The sequence below is a fragment of the Bacillus sp. 7_6_55CFAA_CT2 genome (assembly GCF_000238655.1).
Classification (GTDB): Bacteria; Bacillota; Bacilli; order Bacillales; family Bacillaceae_G; genus Bacillus_A; species Bacillus_A cereus.
Map to the genome: position 1 here is coordinate 510,047 of NZ_JH414711.1, position 14,988 is coordinate 525,034.

Consider the following 14,988-nt stretch of genomic DNA (forward strand, 5'->3'; position numbering starts at 1 on the left):
ATGAAGAAAGCGCCCTGCTGTGCAGGGCGCTTTTTTGTTTTGCGGATTTGTCTTGGCTTGGGAGAGGATACCCGGGTGGGTGTTCAGTTAAATATATCAGCGATTTTTCAAATATATCGACCATAACTCGGAATATATCAGCGATTATTTCAATATATCGACGATTCGACAAGGGATATCGACTTATCAACAAATTACGACATAGCAAGAGGAACGAATACCTCGCACCCTTCAAACAGGAAAGGAGCATTTATATATAAAGAGGGCGACTGGAAGTAATTTAGATTAAAATAATGACAAATGCAGCAAAGAACTTATGGGAAAATCCCCACGGCTAACTTTCTGACAAATCCCCGCTCTACCAACTAATCCCCACACTGGCAAAAATAAAGTTTCTCGTATAAAAAGGACAATCTTTTGCTTTTTCTCACAATGCGAGTACAATGTAAAATAGCAAGAAAAGACGAAAAGTATTTACAGGATTATTGTGTGCGCATAGCGTAAATGGCAGTAAGGAACTGAGAGGAGGTTTTTTCTCTGAATACAAATAAAGAAACAATCATCCACCTTTATCATACAAACGATATACATAGTCATTTTGAAAATTGGCCGCAAATTTCTCGGTTTGTTCTAGGGGAGAAAAAGCGAAGACAGGAAGCGGGAGAGACTGTTTTGACGGTTGATATCGGCGATCATGTGGATCGTTTTCATAGTATTTCGGAAGCGACGAATGGACTTGGGAATACGAAGCTTTTGAATGAGGCGTTATATGATTATGTAACGATCGGAAATAATGAAGGAATTACGTTAGCGAAGGAGCATTTGAATCGGCTCTATGATGATGCTGGATTTGAAATACTTGTCGCAAATTTATTTGAAAAAGAAGGGGTACGTCCGTCATGGGCAAGGCCTTATAAATTGCATACAACGACGGATGGGATTACCATTGCTTTTATCGGATTAACGGTAGCTTATCCAGAGTTTTATCAGATGCTCGATTGGCATATTGAAGATCCCATTATTCATTTAGAGTCTATTTTAGAAGAAGTGAAAGATGAGGCTCATATTACGGTTGTCCTTTCTCACCTTGGAAAAAGTATGGATGAGTATATGGCAGAGCATTATGATATAGATGTTATTTTAGGAGCACATACGCATCATTTATTTGAGCGTGGTATTCTACTGAATAATACTTTACTTTGTTGTTGTGAAAAGTGGGGACGTTACGTTGGTCACGTGCAGCTTACTGTGGATATCGAGATGAAGAAATTGCTGAAAAAAGACGGTAGAGCGATTAAGACGGAACGGTTAGGTGCTTATAGCAAGCCGTTATCCACAATTGAAATACTGCAGGAAGAAAGTGAGCATATAATGGCAGAGTCTGTCGTTCATTTAAAAGAGTCATTACCGGTTGATTGGTTTCATGAGACGCCGTTTTCTCACATGTTAGCAAGTGCGCTGAAAACATGGTGCAATGCAGAGATTGGCATGGTGAACGCTGGTGTACTTCTTGAAGGGTTAGAAGAGGGTGTTGTAACGCGCGGAGATATTCACAGAATTTGTCCACATCCAATTAATCCGTGTGCTTTGAAAGTTCCAGGAAAGATATTAAGAGAAGTTATTTTGAAAGCACGTAAGCCGAATATGGAGAATCTTGAGGTGAAAGGATTCGGATTTCGGGGAAAAGTGATGGGGAAAATGATTTACGCTGGTGTAGAAGTCATTCCAGATACGATTCCCGGGAATAAAATTTTACTCGAAGATGTATTAATTAACGGGGAATCGCTGGAATTAGATCGTATATATACAGTAGGAACGATTGATATGTTTACATTTGGCTACTTATACCCAGAGCTATCCACACTTTCTGACAAACAATATTATATGCCAGAACTACTTAGAGATGTGTTAACAGATATGTTAATAACTTATACATCTTCCGTTAAACTATAGGCTAGTTAACTTGTAACACTCATTTTTCTCTTGTCATACAGATAAGAAAGAGAGGAGTGTGAACTATGGTTAATGTGGAGCCAATTATAATTGATAATTATACGTTTATTGCAGTTAGCGTCAAACTTCCAAAGACAAATTTGCTAGCTGTAATGAGCGATAAAGGATATATTATGTGCGGTGCGTTAGATGTAGGTCTTTTAAATGAGAAGTTAGGTGATCGAGGAATTATTGCTGGCCGCGCGGTTGGTGTAAGAACGATTGAACAACTTCTTGAAGCACCGCTAGAATCAGTAACGATTGAAGCCGAATCTTTAGGTATTACGGCTGGCACAATCGGAAAAGAAGCATTATTAAAAATGAGATAAGCATATATCGTCCCTCCTTCTTGCATAGAAATGATATAAGAAGGAGGTTTTTTTATGAGTATATTTCGTTCGAAAAATTCGCGGTTTCGAAGGGGGCCTATTTCCTTTCGGTACATACTGCTTATGTCGTTTATTCTTTTTGTTATATTACTTACGCAAGGGTTGTGGATTGTGAATAATAATATTCAGCCGACCTTAATTAAATATGGGGAAGTAGAGACACATAAAATGGCGACAGCGATTATGACGAAGGCGGTAAAAGATAGAATTAATGAAGGATTCGATGTAGATTCATTAATGAAAGTACAAAATGATAAAAACGGGAAAGTATCCACAATTAATTTAAATACGAAGCAAGTAAATGAAATCGTAACATCAACGACCACATACATAGAAAAATATTTACAGCAAGTAGAACAAGGTGATTTGAAGGGACTAGGTATTTCTGAAAAAAATGGAGCAACGATGGCAGTTCCTTTTGGTCGTGTAACGGATAATGCGCTTCTTGGAAATATAGGACCCGATATTCCAATTGATTTCACGACGATTGGTCATGTGAATACGGATATTAAACAAAAAATTGAACCGCACGGGATCAATACGACAGCGATTCAAATTATTATGGAGATGGAAGTCACGTTGCAAGTAATTATTCCATTTCACACGAAAGAAATAACAGTAAAGCAAGACGTTCCAATTGCAACGCGCATTGTTCAAGGGGAAGTGCCTACTTATTACGGAAGCGGAAGTGTTGCTGTACCTGATAAAAAGAAAACAGATAGTTAGTTGTAAATAAAGTGAAACCCGGCTCAGTCAGACTTTTACTGGATAAAAAATAACCGTAGCAATGCAGCTACGGTTATCGTTTTGTATTTGCTCGTTCTTTGCGCTCCCAAAGGCTTAAATGCATGTATGGATCGAAGGCCCATTCTGTATAGCCATTGTCTTTATACATGCCAAAATGTAAGTGGGGCGGAAATTTTCCGGCTGTACCAGGAGGTCCATAACCAGTGCTACCAACAAATCCGATTACTTTCCCTGGCTCAACAATTTGTCCAAGCTGTATTTCTTTTGAAAACCCGCCTAAATGAGCGTAATAATGGTAATTGTTATGAAGGTCGCGAATACCGATGCGCCATCCACCAAGGCGGTTCCAACCTTTCGTTTCAATAATGCCATAGCAAGTCGATCTTACTGGCACGCCATATCCGGCAAAAATATCGGTTCCTTCATGAATCCTTCTGCCGCCAAAACTTCTTCCAGCACCGAAAGTACTACGGTAGCTATGGTCACTACGGATCGGAAGAGGAAAAGCATTTCCTTCTAAATTAATACGTCCATAATGTTTATAAATTTGGGCGTATTCGCTAATTAAATCAACTGTTTTGGCACGTCTATAATATTCCCAGAGCATAATTTTAATACGGTCTTCTGATGTTCCTTGTTTCCTTAAAATAGTCGCTGCGGTATGCAGAAGATCACGGTCGCTATTTGCATTTGCAAATCCATCTTTGTCACCATCTAAACCTATTCCGCCAAATAGAGAAATTGTATGGGGGAGAGTATTGTTACTATTAATAGGTCCAGCCCATATTTCTGGTTTGAAATAAAGGGAAATGATGGCATCTGGTTTTTTCGGAATATCTTTTCTTACGCTCCGTATATTTCTTTCATATTGATCCATTGCAGCTAAGTAATACCATGGAATGCCTGAAGACTGCTCGGTTTCTTTATATAGTGCCATGCGCTTTTCGTATATGCTTTGCTGATTATCTTCACCGTAAGCGATGTTTTGGTGGAGAAGAAAACAAATAGAAAGCAAAAGAGAAATTTTTCGAAGCATGAAATAGACTCCTTTCACAACATCACTCTTTTTAGTGTGGGATATACGGAGTATTTCATTATAGGGAACGATTGGAAAAAATCTTAGAATCTTCATTTGAGCAAATCGCTTTCATACGTTAGAATAGATATGTTACATTGAAAGAAGCGAACACGGTAAACTATTTCATATTGTGCGGAGTTGATAACCATGACAAAACAAACAGAATATAAGCGCAAGCCCGAATGGTTGAAAATTAAGTTAAACACGAATGAAAACTATACAGGCTTAAAGAAAATGATGCGTTCTAAAAATCTTCATACCGTTTGTGAGGAAGCAAAATGTCCGAATATTCATGAATGCTGGGCTGTAAGAAAAACAGCAACATTTATGATTTTAGGTGCGGTTTGTACACGTGCTTGTCGTTTTTGTGCGGTTAAAACAGGCTTACCAACTGAGCTTGATTTACAAGAACCAGAACGCGTGGCAGATTCAGTAGTACAAATGGGCTTAAAGCACGTTGTTATAACAGCGGTTGCACGTGATGATTTAAAAGACGGCGGAGCAGCTGTTTTTGCTGAAACAGTACGCGCTGTACGTCGTAAAAATCCATTTACGTCAATCGAAGTATTACCATCTGATATGGGTGGAGTAGAAGAAAACTTAAAAATGTTAATGGATGCAAAACCAGATATTTTAAACCATAACATTGAAACAGTACGTCGATTATCTGACCGAGTTCGCGCTAGAGCAAAATATGAACGTTCATTAGAGTTTTTACGTCGAGCGAAAGAAATGCAGCCTGATATTCCAACTAAATCGAGCATTATGGTGGGCTTAGGTGAAACGAGAGAAGATTTAATTGAAGCAATGGATGACTTACGTGCAAACAATGTGGATATTTTAACTCTTGGGCAATACCTACAACCATCTAAGAAGCACTTACCAGTTCTTAAATATTACCCACCAGCAGAATTTGCAGAGCTTAAAGAAATTGCACTTAGCAAAGGATTTAGCCACTGTGAAGCTGGCCCACTTGTGCGTTCTTCTTACCATGCGGACGAGCAAGTACGTTCTGCAAAAGAAAAAACAGCAGAAGCTAAATAATGAAAAAAGAGAGCTAACGATTAGCTCTCTTTTTGTTTATACTCTAAAACGGTATTTGGACATGTTAATAAAATCTTTTTTAATTCTTCTGTGGATAATTCAATTGTAAATTCAGGTACACCAGGTGTAATTAAAATTTTATCGTACGTATAAATAGCGTTATCCACAATAATTGTTACATCGTGTGAATATCCGAAAGGAGCCACACATCCCGGCGTACAACCAGTTTTGTCTCGCAGTTCATCAGGAGAACAGAGAGATAACCGTTCTCCTGTTAGTTCTTTCATTTCTCCCCGGTTGAGTCTTGTGCCCTCTAACGTAAAAAATACGTAATAATCTCCAGACTTTGATTTTAAAAATAAGCTTTTACTTGGAGTGCCTTGTAAGCCGAGTCTCTCACGTACAATCCGATCTGTCTCATAATCGAGTACTGGTTCGTGTTCAAATTTTTCATAAGAAACATTTGTTTTATGTAGTAGAGCAAGTACATCTTCGTACATATGGAGTGATACCCCTTTCTATTATTAGTACAGTTTCTTCTCGTGGCGTCAACTGAATGTTTTGGAAAGGGATATTACTTGGACGATGCTTCCCATAAGCGTTTTATGATACATTGTTCGTCGATTGTAATTTCGTAAATATCAGGATTCGTTAAAGTTCTCCATTCATTAAAGCCAATCGTATGATCAAAATGCTTTAAAATGAGCGTAAGTAAATTGCCATGTGTAACAAGTAGTGTTGTCGTATGGTTTAATTGTAAAACGTCTTGAATAAGCGATATGGCACGGTCTGTTGCTTGTTTTGTTGACTCTCCGCCTGAAAAGGCAATATCTATATTTGTAAAAGTAGATTCTAGTTTTTGTATCCAATCATCCATTGGAACGTTGCTCAATATGCGTTCAGTTAATCGTTCATCTTCTTGGATAGATAAGTTAGCTTGGAGCGCATAGGGCCGAATGGAATCGATAGCTCGGACAAATGGGCTTGAAATAATATGATCGATTTGTAGATGATTTTCTAAGAGGAATGTAGCAAGGGTATTTGCTTGGTCTTTTCCATCGGTCGTTAATTCAGCATCACGTTTTTGCCCAGTTGCTGAACAATGTCGTATTACAATAATTTTCTTCATAATTCATCCCCATCTTTCAAGTTGACGCTATATACTTCGACAAATGTGGAAATAATTCCTTTTTCTTGGAAAACGGCATATGGATTTAAATATGTGGAAAAGTAATGTGGATAATGAACATTTGAGGTGCAATCATGAATAAAATGATATGTATTGTAGTTAGTCTTTGTTTTTTTATACACTTGTCCACAACTTATGCAGAGTCGAATCACAAAGTAAATTATCCAAGCAATCGAAATAAGTCATTTGTGAGTGAGGATATTTTTTATAAACAGTTAGATAAGAAAATCTATAAAGAATACAATAATGCAGCATATAGTGTTCGAAAAAAAATCTTATTTAAAGAAGTGCCCGATGAAGAATTTTCTTTCCTACAAAAAACAGCCGTGGGTTGTCGGAGTAGTGTGATGCTTCAAGATTTTTTTGTTCATCCTGATCGCCAAGTTTATTTTTTTGCTTCCTTTTCTCAAAATGAAGTAGAAGAGTTTCATAAATATATCGTTATAGATGCAGAAACAAAGAGGGAGCTGCAAGAAGGAAAAAGCTATCACCATTGCGACAATCCATAAAAAATAAACCACCAATCGGTGGTTTATTTTTTACTCCGGTACACTCATTAATTTCGCTTTCATTTTGCGAATAAGAACGACAGCGCCAATTGTACAAAGAAGTGTAATTCCTTCTGCAACGAAGATATTGATTGTTTTTGTTTGGTAAAGTGCCGCGAAAAAGTCTACAAATGCGTGGAATAGTATAGCGTATACTAGGAAGATATATTTCTTCTGTTTTACTGCGTATAAAACAAGCATTGTAAAGGCAATTTGAAGCACGAGTGCCATAATTCTTTCTAAGCTACCAAGGAAGTATAAGTAGGCAGGTTGCTGAATTAACATGTCCTGTAAAATGCTCAGCTCGGGTTTTTGTTCAATCAGTCGAGCGAAGCTACCATCGTTAATAGAATTAGCAAAGATTAATGCTTGTAATGCAGAAAAACCGCCAATTAAAATAGATTCAATTCCGCCGTGACCAATTCCATAAGCGAAGCCATCTTTATATTCTAGATATTTTTTTAGTAAGAAGAAGAAGGCAACGAAGCGTCCTAATTCTTCAAAAATACCAGCAGTCAATCCGCCATAAATTGCGAAGACAAACGGATTTTCTAAAAATGGAGCGATTGTTGGATTACCGCGCATAAATAGGTGGAATGGTGTTTCAAGAATTTGGGTAAATCCGATAAAGATAAGAACACCAATGCCGACCACTTTCCAACTCATATTATATTTTTTACGGAAATAAACGAGTACAATAATTGGGACCAGAATCGAGACAATGAGTTGAAAGATGATGCTGGCAATTACAGTATTTGAAACCATACTTTCACCGCTTTCTAATATATGTACATATCTATTATGCATGAAATATAGGAGAGATGAAACTTTTTAAGATAAAATGAATTTACTTATTGACTCTAACGTTGCGTCATACTTTATCGTATGTATTAAGGGGGAGATACAAATGACAATGAGAGTAAAAGAAGTAGCTGATTTAGTTGGAATTAGTGTGCGCACACTGCATCATTACGATGAAATTGGGTTGTTAACCCCAGACGAGACGACAGAGTCTGGATATCGTCTGTATTCCAATGAAAATTTAGAGACATTGCAGCAAATTTTGTTTTTTAAAGAGCTTGGCTTCCCTTTGAAAAAAATTAAAGAGATTATCATGAGTCCATCATTTGATCGCGAAGAGGCACTACAGCTTCATAAGAAAATGCTTCTTGAAAAGCGTGCCAGATTAGATAAGGTGATTGCGACGATTGATAAAACAATTCAGCATACAAAAGGAGAGATTGAAATGACGAACAAAGAGAAATTTGAAGGATTCGATTTCAGCCATAACCCATATGAAGAAGAAGCACGTGAAAAATGGGGAGACGCAGCTGTAGATAAAGCAAATGAATATGCAAAAGGTATGTCAAAAGAGAACCAAGAGGAGTTTAATGCTATTTATAGAAATTTAGCAGCGCTTAGACACGGAGCACCAGATTCTAAAGAGGCACAAGAAGCAATTGGGGTGTGGTACGATTACTTGCAAAACTTCGGTGAATATTCATTAGATGCTTTTAAAGGACTTGGTCAAATGTACGTCGCTGATGAGCGCTTCACGAAAAATATCGATAAGTTTGGTGAAGGGTTAGCGCAGTTTATGTGTGATGCGATGGAGGTTTATGCGGATCGTAATAAAAAATAAAAAGTAAAACAGGTGGAGGTTTTCTCCACCTGTTTTACTTTTTAATCATATCATTCAAAGTCTGATCTCCCGTATTGTTCAAATGAGGATTTTTACTCATTTCACGTTTTAGCATATCGAGGCTTTGCGTATATTCTGTATCATTTAATGCGCCAGATTGAAGACCTTGAATTTGGGAAATCAACTTTTGGTCTGTTGATACATATCCTTTATAATAGCGAGGGACGATGGACAAAGCAGCTCTATATACTTGATCTGCTACGAGTTTTGGATCCGTTGTGTTTGCACGGTATACAACAAATACTTCATCATCGGTAACGAGCGTAGCAGCGTTTGTAACGTCAGGAAGTTTGACTGTCATACTTGTAATCATTTCAGCAACTTTCTCACGGTTAATGGCTCCTACTTGTTTGTTAGATACTTCATGCTTTTGTTTAGATGAATAGCCGACCCTTGTGAGCCGTGTATTTGTATTTTCCGTATGATACATGTCATTTTTATTGGAAACAAGAACACGGCTTCCTTCTTCACGTTCCATTTCAGCTTTGTTCGCTGATTGGCAGCCTGCAAATAAGGAAATAGTGAGAAGGGAAAGTAAAATTTGTTTTTTCACGATGTATCACCTCCTTCTCCATAGCATGTACTAATTTGCAATTTTTTGTATTTGAAATTGTTGGTTGTTATGCTTTGTGATACGATAAAAAGAAGAATGCTTAGAGAGGAAGTTAATGATGGAGCAAAAGCAAGAAATTCATGCTACGGTGAGCATTAATAATGTTCAGTACGAAGTAATTAAAAACTTTCGTGACGGTTTTAGTGAAGAAGCATTTAAAGAGCGCTATGCAGAAATTTTAAATAAATATGATTATATCGTTGGAGACTGGGGATATGAGCAACTTAGATTGCGCGGATTCTTTGATGATAGTAACCAGCGTGCGACATATGATACGAAAATTAGTACGTTAACGGAGTATTTATACGAGTACTGTAACTTCGGTTGCGCACACTTCGTATTACGAAAAATGAAGAAATAAAAAAATCCTCTTACGATTGTAAGAGGATTTTTTGCATTATAAACAAATCGAGATATAATCTCCTTCAGATAGTATTGTATTTGGCTTCATTTGTTGTCCATTCAATTGAATATCCCCATTTTTAATTTTATCCACAATGAGTGTACGGCTCCAGTCGGAAATATATGTGGATAAGGCTTTATCCATGCGGTGGGAACCGAAAACGATGTCTAATACGATCGTGATTTTAGCTATGCCGTTTTCTTTATGTTGCATAATGGAAATAGTAGTAGTTGTTTCGGCTTGATCTTGCTGCGTCATATCGACTGTTTCAACGTGATCAGTAAATGATTTATAAATACGCAGTTTTTGATTCCACGTATGATCTTTCGGACATTTATAAATGGCAAAGCGATATATGTTTTTTCCGTTGGCGTTATGCCTACGAATATTTGTGTCGGTAAATAGGGTAGTGCGTCTGCAATTTTTACAATACTTTTCGATTGTGTTTTGTTCATTTTCATATAAACTCCAAGAAAGTTGTACTTTCTGCATTTTCCTTCACCTCTTATAGTAGTGGCAAAGGAACGTAATACAGCTATTTGGATGTCTTGTAGTATGAAGACATGAGAAAAAGACAAAAATAAAAGGAGGTTCCCTTAGGAACCTCCGTAAACATCATACTACAGATGCGTTACGTTCCTTTGTAATGGGAATGGGCAGACTACTCCCTTGAAAAAGCGTGGTGCTTTTTTGAGAGTAATGCTATCCAATTGCTGGTCCATTACAAAGTAAATGTTGGCATACGTAGATAACGTCCTTTCTATCCAAATAGATTTATTCTTAATTATAACATATTAGTTTGAAAATTAAAAATACTTACAATGAAAAAACACCAGCTGTTTTAGCTGGTGCCTAAGATAAATTATATAAGTTCAAATAAAAATGAGCGTAGTTCTTCTGCAATTTCTTCAGTCATAGAAAATGCGTGCTCTAAGTAGCCTGGTTCGTTTAAATCGTCAGCGCCGATGATTGCAAATTTATTGCGCTGCATATCAAGGACAATTGTTTTACCGTAATGACGATCAGAGTATAAAAGCGCTAAATCGTGACGCTCATTTTCTCCCATAAAGCTAACGAAACGCGTTTTTGTAGCGACAGTATCGTCGTACAGAAAGAAACGTTCTTCCATACACATGGCTCCTTTATTAAATATCTAAGTTTAAGTGTGGCTTATGATCTAAATGGTGATGCGTTTTAATGAATCGTACTGTTCTTGTTTTGTAACGCATTACGATAGAATATGTTTCAGCTAAATCTCCGCCAAGGAATTTAACACCGTCTAATAACTCACCAGCAGATACACCAGTTGCTGAGAAGATTGCATCATCCCCAGATACTAAGTCATCTAACATAAGAAGTTGACGAGGATCTTCTAATCCCATTTCACGACAACGAGCTTCTTCTTCTTCGTTCATTGGAACTAAACGAGCTTGCATTTCACCTTCAAGGCATTTTAATGCTGCTGCAGAAATAACACCTTCTGGAGCTCCGCCAATACCTACGAATAAGTCGATACCCGTTCCAGGTAGTGCTGTTGCGATTGACGCACCAACATCACCGTCACCAAATAATTTTACGCGTGCACCTTTTGCACGAACACGGTCAATAATATCTTGATGACGTTCACGTTCTTGAACGATAACTGTTAGATCGCGAATCTTTTTATTGTTAGCTTCTGCTACAATTTCAATTGTTTTTTCAATTGGATCATCTAAGCTAATTTTACCAGCTGCTTTTGGACCAACCGCGATTTTTTCCATGTACATATCAGGAGCATGAAGAAGGTTCCCTTTGTCTGCGATTGCAATAACTGCCATTGCATTTGCAAGACCTTTTGCAACGATGTTTGTACCTTCTAATGGATCAACGGCGATGTCTACTTCTGGACCGTTACCTGTTCCTAGTTCTTCACCAATATACAACATCGGTGCTTCATCAAGTTCTCCTTCACCAATTACAACTGTACCTGCCATGTTTACTGAATCGAACATATCACGCATTGCTGTAGTTGCTGCATCATCTGCTTCATTTTTCTTTCCGCGGCCCATCCACTGTGCGGATGCTAATGCTGCTGCTTCTGTTACACGGACAATTTCTAGTGCGAGTTCACGTTCCAAGATTTCATTCCTCCAATTTCAAAAATCATACAAATATAACTATAACAAATAACGGAGAAAAGGTGAATTCGAAAAATTGTCGATTTTTTCAGAAGAAAGCGTTACAATTAAAATGTAAATGCTTTAATTTCCAGGTAGGTGACATTCATGTATTTTGTAGACAGAAAGAAAATAGAACAAATGCTAGTATGTTTAGAACGAGCAACAAGTACATTTCAAGAGAAAAAGATATATGAAACCGAGTTTGAATTTTACGCATTAGAGCGCATAGCCCATCTTATTATTGATACTGTATTAGATGCCGGGAATGCGATGATTGATGGATTTATTATGCGCGATCCAGGAAGCTATGAAGATATTATTGATATTTTAATGGACGAGCGAGTGATAAGTGAAGAAGATGGACAAGGGATGAAAGAAATTATCCTTCTTCGAAAAATGCTTACGCAAGACTATATTCAAATGAATCATGATGAATTATATAAGACGATTCAAAAACATATTGCAGTGGTAGAGAAATACCCAGCAAATGTTCGCAGTTATTTAGAAAAGGAATTAGGACCTGTATCTGCATTTGTACCAGAATAATTATGCTTATAAGATCCCCAGAGAATGCCTTTTGGGGATCTTATATTGTATGTGAGAAAGAAAAGGGAGAAGGGTGAAGTATGGGGGAAGCACGTACTACGAAAGACGAAATTGTACAATTGTTGAAAGTAAAGGGAGAGCACACGGTAGCGGAACTAGCTGACGTTTTAGAGATTACAGAAATGGCGATCCGAAGACATTTAAGTAATCTTGAGAAAGACGGACTTATTTATTCTAAGATGGTAAGGCAACATGTCGGAAGACCAACTTATTTGTATGGATTAAGTGAAAAGGGAGAAGATACATTCCCGAAAGAGTATAAGCAATTTGCGATTGATATGCTAGAAGATTTAGCTCGAATGGGTGATGAAAAAATACTTCGTTACGTTTTAAAAGAGAGAACGAAGCGAATGGAAGAACAGTTACAAAAGAGAGTGAGTAATCAAAAGAATTTAGCATATAAAGTGCAAGAGATAGCAGCTATGCAAGAGAAAAACGGTTATATGGTTCAAATAAAGAGAGATGGAGAGAATTCTTTCGTAATTGAAAAACAAAACTGTCCGTTAAAGGAAATTGCAGAGAGATTCCCGCAAGTATGTAAAGATGAAAAAGAGATGTATAAGCGTTTATTTGCAGGAGCAGATGTAAAGACGTTAGCAAATATGTGTGAGGGCGATTGTAGTTGTTCTTACCAAGTAAAAGAGAAAAAATGAACGTTATGGGGCGCTTTTAGGTAAAGCGTTTTTTTCTTTGGAAAAAGCGGGTAATATAAGAGTGGTATGATAAGGTGAGAACGTTAGCATAGAAGGAGAGACATAATCGATGTATAAAGGTTACTTAATTGACTTAGACGGTACGATGTATCGCGGGGAAGAACAAATTGAAGAGGCAAGCGACTTCGTAAAAGCATTAGGAGAGCGCGGCATTCCTTATTTATTCGTTACGAATAACTCAACGCGTAAACCAGAACAAGTGGCAGAAAAACTTGTTCGTTTCGATATTCCAGCGAAAGCAGAGCAAGTATTCACAACGAGTATGGCGACTGCGAACTTCATTTATGAACGTAAACAAGACGCAACTGTATATATGATTGGTGAAGAAGGCTTACACGATGCACTTGTGGAAAAAGGATTTGAACTTGTGGATGAAAATCCTGATTTCGTTGTTGTTGGTTTAGATCGTGACATCACATATGAAAAGTTAGCAAAAGCGTGTCTTGCTGTGCGTAACGGCGCAACGTTTATTTCCACAAATGGAGACATTGCCATTCCGACTGAGCGCGGATTATTACCAGGTAACGGCTCATTAACATCAGTTGTAGCAGTATCAACAGGTGTGGATCCAATCTTTATCGGAAAACCAGAATCAATTATTATGGAACAAGCTTTAAAAGTACTTGGCATAGAAAAAAATGAAGCATTAATGGTTGGGGATAACTACGATACAGACATTTTAGCAGGAATAAATGCTGGCATGCATACCCTTCTTGTCCACACTGGAGTCACAACTGTGGAGAAGTTAACAGAATACGAAGTACAACCAACGCAAGTTGTGCATAACTTGACGGAGTGGATTGAGAAGATGTAATGAAGAAAGCTGTTCCAAACTTTGGAACAGCTTTTTTTCTAATATTTGCGGGCAGCCCGATTGGTGTGGGCTAACATTCGGTTGTGACTAGTGTCGATTTTTGTCGGTAAGTCGATATATTTGAAAAATCGCCGATATAATCTGAGTTGCGCCGATATATTTAGAAAATCGCTGATATAATCTGAGTTGCGCTGATATATTTAGAAAATCACTGATATAATTTTATTAAAAAGCACGATTCACAACGTCTTTAACCTCTTCAAGATATTGCTTACGCACACTGTTATCCACAGAAGGAACACTTGTATAGAATGTATGCTCAATTGTTTCAATGCCTGTAAATTCAAAAATACCAACATCCGCTGTTTTCTTCATTGCATCAAACATGCCGCCTGCTGTGTATGCCTCTTTCGTATTACCCATTGTAGATAATAACAATCCTTTTTTACCGCTTAATAACTTTTCAATACCGTTTTCACCGTAAGCATAAGCAAATCCATGGCTAAACACACGGTCAACGTATCCTTTTAAAATAGCAGGAAGTCCCGCCCACCAAACTGGATAAATAAATGTAATGCTGTCAGCCCAAGAGATATGCTCTTGTTCTTCTTTAATATCTTCTGGTGTATTTCCTTTAGAAAATGAGATGAAATCGGAAGCGCCTAATACTGGATTAAAGTTTAATTCGTATAGATCGCGAACGCGTACTTCGTGACCTTTTCCTTCTAATTCACTTTTTACCGTTTCTAAAATCGCATGGTTGAAGCTTTCTGTATTCGGGTGTGCATAAACGATTACATGTTTCATTTTTCTTCCTCCTATTTGTGGATATGTGAATAGTTTTTTTATTTATGTAACCATTATGGTTACTTCTGTTGTGAGAGTCAACTTTTCTGACGTGAGAAAAAAGTGAAAACGTAATTGGCTAACATGGGATACATGTTAGTATGTGACAAAAAAATACAAAAAAGTAGGGATTTTGCATTCTGGA

At 37.4% G+C, this 14,988-nt stretch carries 19 protein-coding genes; 10 read left to right on the top strand and 9 right to left on the bottom strand.

What is annotated here, in order from left to right:
* Window positions 1–561: 561 nt before the first annotated feature.
* The 3 genes from HMPREF1014_RS23155 (at window position 562) to yunB (ending at window position 3,107) form a co-directional block, all read left to right on the top strand.
* Window positions 562–1,953 (top strand): bifunctional metallophosphatase/5'-nucleotidase, encoded by a 1,392-nt coding sequence (locus tag HMPREF1014_RS23155; protein ID WP_084796690.1) that lies wholly within the window; start codon window positions 562–564, stop codon window positions 1,951–1,953.
* Window positions 1,954–2,018: 65 nt separating this feature from the next.
* On the top strand, window positions 2,019–2,321 hold the full coding sequence (locus tag HMPREF1014_RS23160) for a YunC family protein (RefSeq protein ID WP_000248464.1): 303 nt from the start codon (window positions 2,019–2,021) through the stop codon (window positions 2,319–2,321).
* A 54-nt stretch (window positions 2,322–2,375) separates the two neighbouring features.
* Window positions 2,376–3,107 (top strand): sporulation protein YunB, encoded by a 732-nt coding sequence (gene yunB / locus HMPREF1014_RS23165; RefSeq protein WP_009327506.1) that lies wholly within the window; start codon window positions 2,376–2,378, stop codon window positions 3,105–3,107.
* A gap of 73 nt (window positions 3,108–3,180) precedes the next feature.
* Here yunB and HMPREF1014_RS23170 read toward each other — a convergent pair whose 3' ends face one another.
* Window positions 3,181–4,164 carry a M23 family metallopeptidase gene (locus HMPREF1014_RS23170; protein WP_000944669.1) on the bottom strand — a complete coding sequence of 328 codons (984 nt, stop codon included), beginning with the start codon at window positions 4,162–4,164 and terminating at the stop codon, window positions 3,181–3,183.
* A 189-nt stretch (window positions 4,165–4,353) separates the two neighbouring features.
* Between HMPREF1014_RS23170 and lipA the strand changes: the two genes are divergently transcribed.
* Window positions 4,354–5,250 carry a lipoyl synthase gene (gene lipA, locus HMPREF1014_RS23175; RefSeq protein WP_000166372.1) on the top strand — a complete coding sequence of 299 codons (897 nt, stop codon included), beginning with the start codon at window positions 4,354–4,356 and terminating at the stop codon, window positions 5,248–5,250.
* Window positions 5,251–5,270: 20 nt separating this feature from the next.
* On the opposite strand, the gene HMPREF1014_RS23180 is transcribed toward lipA, so the two are convergent.
* A complete protein-coding gene (locus tag HMPREF1014_RS23180) occupies window positions 5,271–5,750 on the bottom strand; it encodes a YbaK/EbsC family protein (protein WP_000272747.1) in 480 nt (159 codons plus the stop codon).
* Window positions 5,751–5,824: 74 nt separating this feature from the next.
* Window positions 5,825–6,379 (bottom strand): histidine phosphatase family protein, encoded by a 555-nt coding sequence (locus tag HMPREF1014_RS23185; RefSeq protein WP_000721048.1) that lies wholly within the window; start codon window positions 6,377–6,379, stop codon window positions 5,825–5,827.
* A 134-nt stretch (window positions 6,380–6,513) separates the two neighbouring features.
* Between HMPREF1014_RS23185 and HMPREF1014_RS23190 the strand changes: the two genes are divergently transcribed.
* Window positions 6,514–6,948 carry a hypothetical protein gene (locus tag HMPREF1014_RS23190; protein WP_001038437.1) on the top strand — a complete coding sequence of 145 codons (435 nt, stop codon included), beginning with the start codon at window positions 6,514–6,516 and terminating at the stop codon, window positions 6,946–6,948.
* Between the two features lie 30 nt (window positions 6,949–6,978).
* Here HMPREF1014_RS23190 and HMPREF1014_RS23195 read toward each other — a convergent pair whose 3' ends face one another.
* Window positions 6,979–7,794 carry a YhfC family intramembrane metalloprotease gene (locus tag HMPREF1014_RS23195; RefSeq protein ID WP_009327507.1) on the bottom strand — a complete coding sequence of 272 codons (816 nt, stop codon included), beginning with the start codon at window positions 7,792–7,794 and terminating at the stop codon, window positions 6,979–6,981.
* 100 nt (window positions 7,795–7,894) lie between these two features.
* On the opposite strand from HMPREF1014_RS23195, the gene HMPREF1014_RS23200 reads away from it, so the two are divergent.
* On the top strand, window positions 7,895–8,629 hold the full coding sequence (locus tag HMPREF1014_RS23200) for a MerR family transcriptional regulator (RefSeq protein ID WP_000178774.1): 735 nt from the start codon (window positions 7,895–7,897) through the stop codon (window positions 8,627–8,629).
* 34 nt (window positions 8,630–8,663) lie between these two features.
* Here the strand turns inward: HMPREF1014_RS23200 and HMPREF1014_RS23205 are convergent, their stop codons facing one another.
* Window positions 8,664–9,242, bottom strand: a complete 579-nt coding sequence (locus HMPREF1014_RS23205; protein WP_000744129.1) for a YhcN/YlaJ family sporulation lipoprotein — start codon at window positions 9,240–9,242, stop codon at window positions 8,664–8,666.
* 118 nt (window positions 9,243–9,360) lie between these two features.
* Between HMPREF1014_RS23205 and HMPREF1014_RS23210 the strand changes: the two genes are divergently transcribed.
* Window positions 9,361–9,663 (top strand): YutD family protein, encoded by a 303-nt coding sequence (locus HMPREF1014_RS23210; RefSeq protein WP_000435942.1) that lies wholly within the window; start codon window positions 9,361–9,363, stop codon window positions 9,661–9,663.
* Between the two features lie 36 nt (window positions 9,664–9,699).
* Here HMPREF1014_RS23210 and HMPREF1014_RS23215 read toward each other — a convergent pair whose 3' ends face one another.
* The 3 genes from HMPREF1014_RS23215 to glpX all read right to left on the bottom strand — a co-directional run bounded on the left by HMPREF1014_RS23215 (window position 9,700) and on the right by glpX (window position 11,822).
* On the bottom strand, window positions 9,700–10,197 hold the full coding sequence (locus tag HMPREF1014_RS23215) for a hypothetical protein (RefSeq protein ID WP_001174576.1): 498 nt from the start codon (window positions 10,195–10,197) through the stop codon (window positions 9,700–9,702).
* Between the two features lie 370 nt (window positions 10,198–10,567).
* Window positions 10,568–10,834 carry a DUF3055 domain-containing protein gene (locus HMPREF1014_RS23225; RefSeq protein WP_000392606.1) on the bottom strand — a complete coding sequence of 89 codons (267 nt, stop codon included), beginning with the start codon at window positions 10,832–10,834 and terminating at the stop codon, window positions 10,568–10,570.
* A gap of 16 nt (window positions 10,835–10,850) precedes the next feature.
* Window positions 10,851–11,822: a class II fructose-bisphosphatase gene (gene glpX, locus HMPREF1014_RS23230; RefSeq protein WP_000439090.1), complete on the bottom strand. Its 972-nt coding sequence runs from the start codon at window positions 11,820–11,822 to the stop codon at window positions 10,851–10,853.
* 147 nt (window positions 11,823–11,969) lie between these two features.
* On the opposite strand from glpX, the gene HMPREF1014_RS23235 reads away from it, so the two are divergent.
* From HMPREF1014_RS23235 to HMPREF1014_RS23245, 3 genes are all read left to right on the top strand, one after another.
* Window positions 11,970–12,410, top strand: coding sequence for a DUF86 domain-containing protein (locus HMPREF1014_RS23235; protein ID WP_000274008.1), 441 nt, complete (start codon window positions 11,970–11,972; stop codon window positions 12,408–12,410).
* Between the two features lie 80 nt (window positions 12,411–12,490).
* On the top strand, window positions 12,491–13,123 hold the full coding sequence (locus HMPREF1014_RS23240) for a helix-turn-helix transcriptional regulator (RefSeq protein WP_000503350.1): 633 nt from the start codon (window positions 12,491–12,493) through the stop codon (window positions 13,121–13,123).
* Window positions 13,124–13,232: 109 nt separating this feature from the next.
* Window positions 13,233–13,997 (top strand): TIGR01457 family HAD-type hydrolase, encoded by a 765-nt coding sequence (locus HMPREF1014_RS23245; RefSeq protein WP_000276467.1) that lies wholly within the window; start codon window positions 13,233–13,235, stop codon window positions 13,995–13,997.
* Between the two features lie 225 nt (window positions 13,998–14,222).
* On the opposite strand, the gene HMPREF1014_RS23250 is transcribed toward HMPREF1014_RS23245, so the two are convergent.
* Entirely contained in the window at window positions 14,223–14,804 is a 582-nt protein-coding gene (locus tag HMPREF1014_RS23250; RefSeq protein WP_000683437.1) for an NAD(P)H-dependent oxidoreductase, read from the bottom strand.
* Window positions 14,805–14,988 lie beyond the last annotated feature (184 nt).

What these genes read in the sequence shown, in the direction of transcription:
- HMPREF1014_RS23180 (WP_000272747.1), bottom strand. Translation starts at nt 5,750, where the DNA reads ATGTACGAAGATGTACTTGCTCTACTACATAAAACAAATGTTTCTTAT.
- HMPREF1014_RS23200 (WP_000178774.1), top strand. Translation starts at nt 7,895, where the DNA reads ATGACAATGAGAGTAAAAGAAGTAGCTGATTTAGTTGGAATTAGTGTG.
- yunB (WP_009327506.1), top strand. Translation starts at nt 2,376, where the DNA reads ATGAGTATATTTCGTTCGAAAAATTCGCGGTTTCGAAGGGGGCCTATT.
- HMPREF1014_RS23215 (WP_001174576.1), bottom strand. Translation starts at nt 10,197, where the DNA reads ATGCAGAAAGTACAACTTTCTTGGAGTTTATATGAAAATGAACAAAAC.
- HMPREF1014_RS23235 (WP_000274008.1), top strand. Translation starts at nt 11,970, where the DNA reads ATGTATTTTGTAGACAGAAAGAAAATAGAACAAATGCTAGTATGTTTA.
- HMPREF1014_RS23170 (WP_000944669.1), bottom strand. Translation starts at nt 4,164, where the DNA reads ATGCTTCGAAAAATTTCTCTTTTGCTTTCTATTTGTTTTCTTCTCCAC.
- HMPREF1014_RS23195 (WP_009327507.1), bottom strand. Translation starts at nt 7,794, where the DNA reads ATGCATAATAGATATGTACATATATTAGAAAGCGGTGAAAGTATGGTT.
- HMPREF1014_RS23245 (WP_000276467.1), top strand. Translation starts at nt 13,233, where the DNA reads ATGTATAAAGGTTACTTAATTGACTTAGACGGTACGATGTATCGCGGG.
- HMPREF1014_RS23210 (WP_000435942.1), top strand. Translation starts at nt 9,361, where the DNA reads ATGGAGCAAAAGCAAGAAATTCATGCTACGGTGAGCATTAATAATGTT.
- HMPREF1014_RS23185 (WP_000721048.1), bottom strand. Translation starts at nt 6,379, where the DNA reads ATGAAGAAAATTATTGTAATACGACATTGTTCAGCAACTGGGCAAAAA.
- HMPREF1014_RS23250 (WP_000683437.1), bottom strand. Translation starts at nt 14,804, where the DNA reads ATGAAACATGTAATCGTTTATGCACACCCGAATACAGAAAGCTTCAAC.
- lipA (WP_000166372.1), top strand. Translation starts at nt 4,354, where the DNA reads ATGACAAAACAAACAGAATATAAGCGCAAGCCCGAATGGTTGAAAATT.
- HMPREF1014_RS23225 (WP_000392606.1), bottom strand. Translation starts at nt 10,834, where the DNA reads ATGGAAGAACGTTTCTTTCTGTACGACGATACTGTCGCTACAAAAACG.
- HMPREF1014_RS23240 (WP_000503350.1), top strand. Translation starts at nt 12,491, where the DNA reads ATGGGGGAAGCACGTACTACGAAAGACGAAATTGTACAATTGTTGAAA.
- HMPREF1014_RS23190 (WP_001038437.1), top strand. Translation starts at nt 6,514, where the DNA reads ATGAATAAAATGATATGTATTGTAGTTAGTCTTTGTTTTTTTATACAC.
- HMPREF1014_RS23160 (WP_000248464.1), top strand. Translation starts at nt 2,019, where the DNA reads ATGGTTAATGTGGAGCCAATTATAATTGATAATTATACGTTTATTGCA.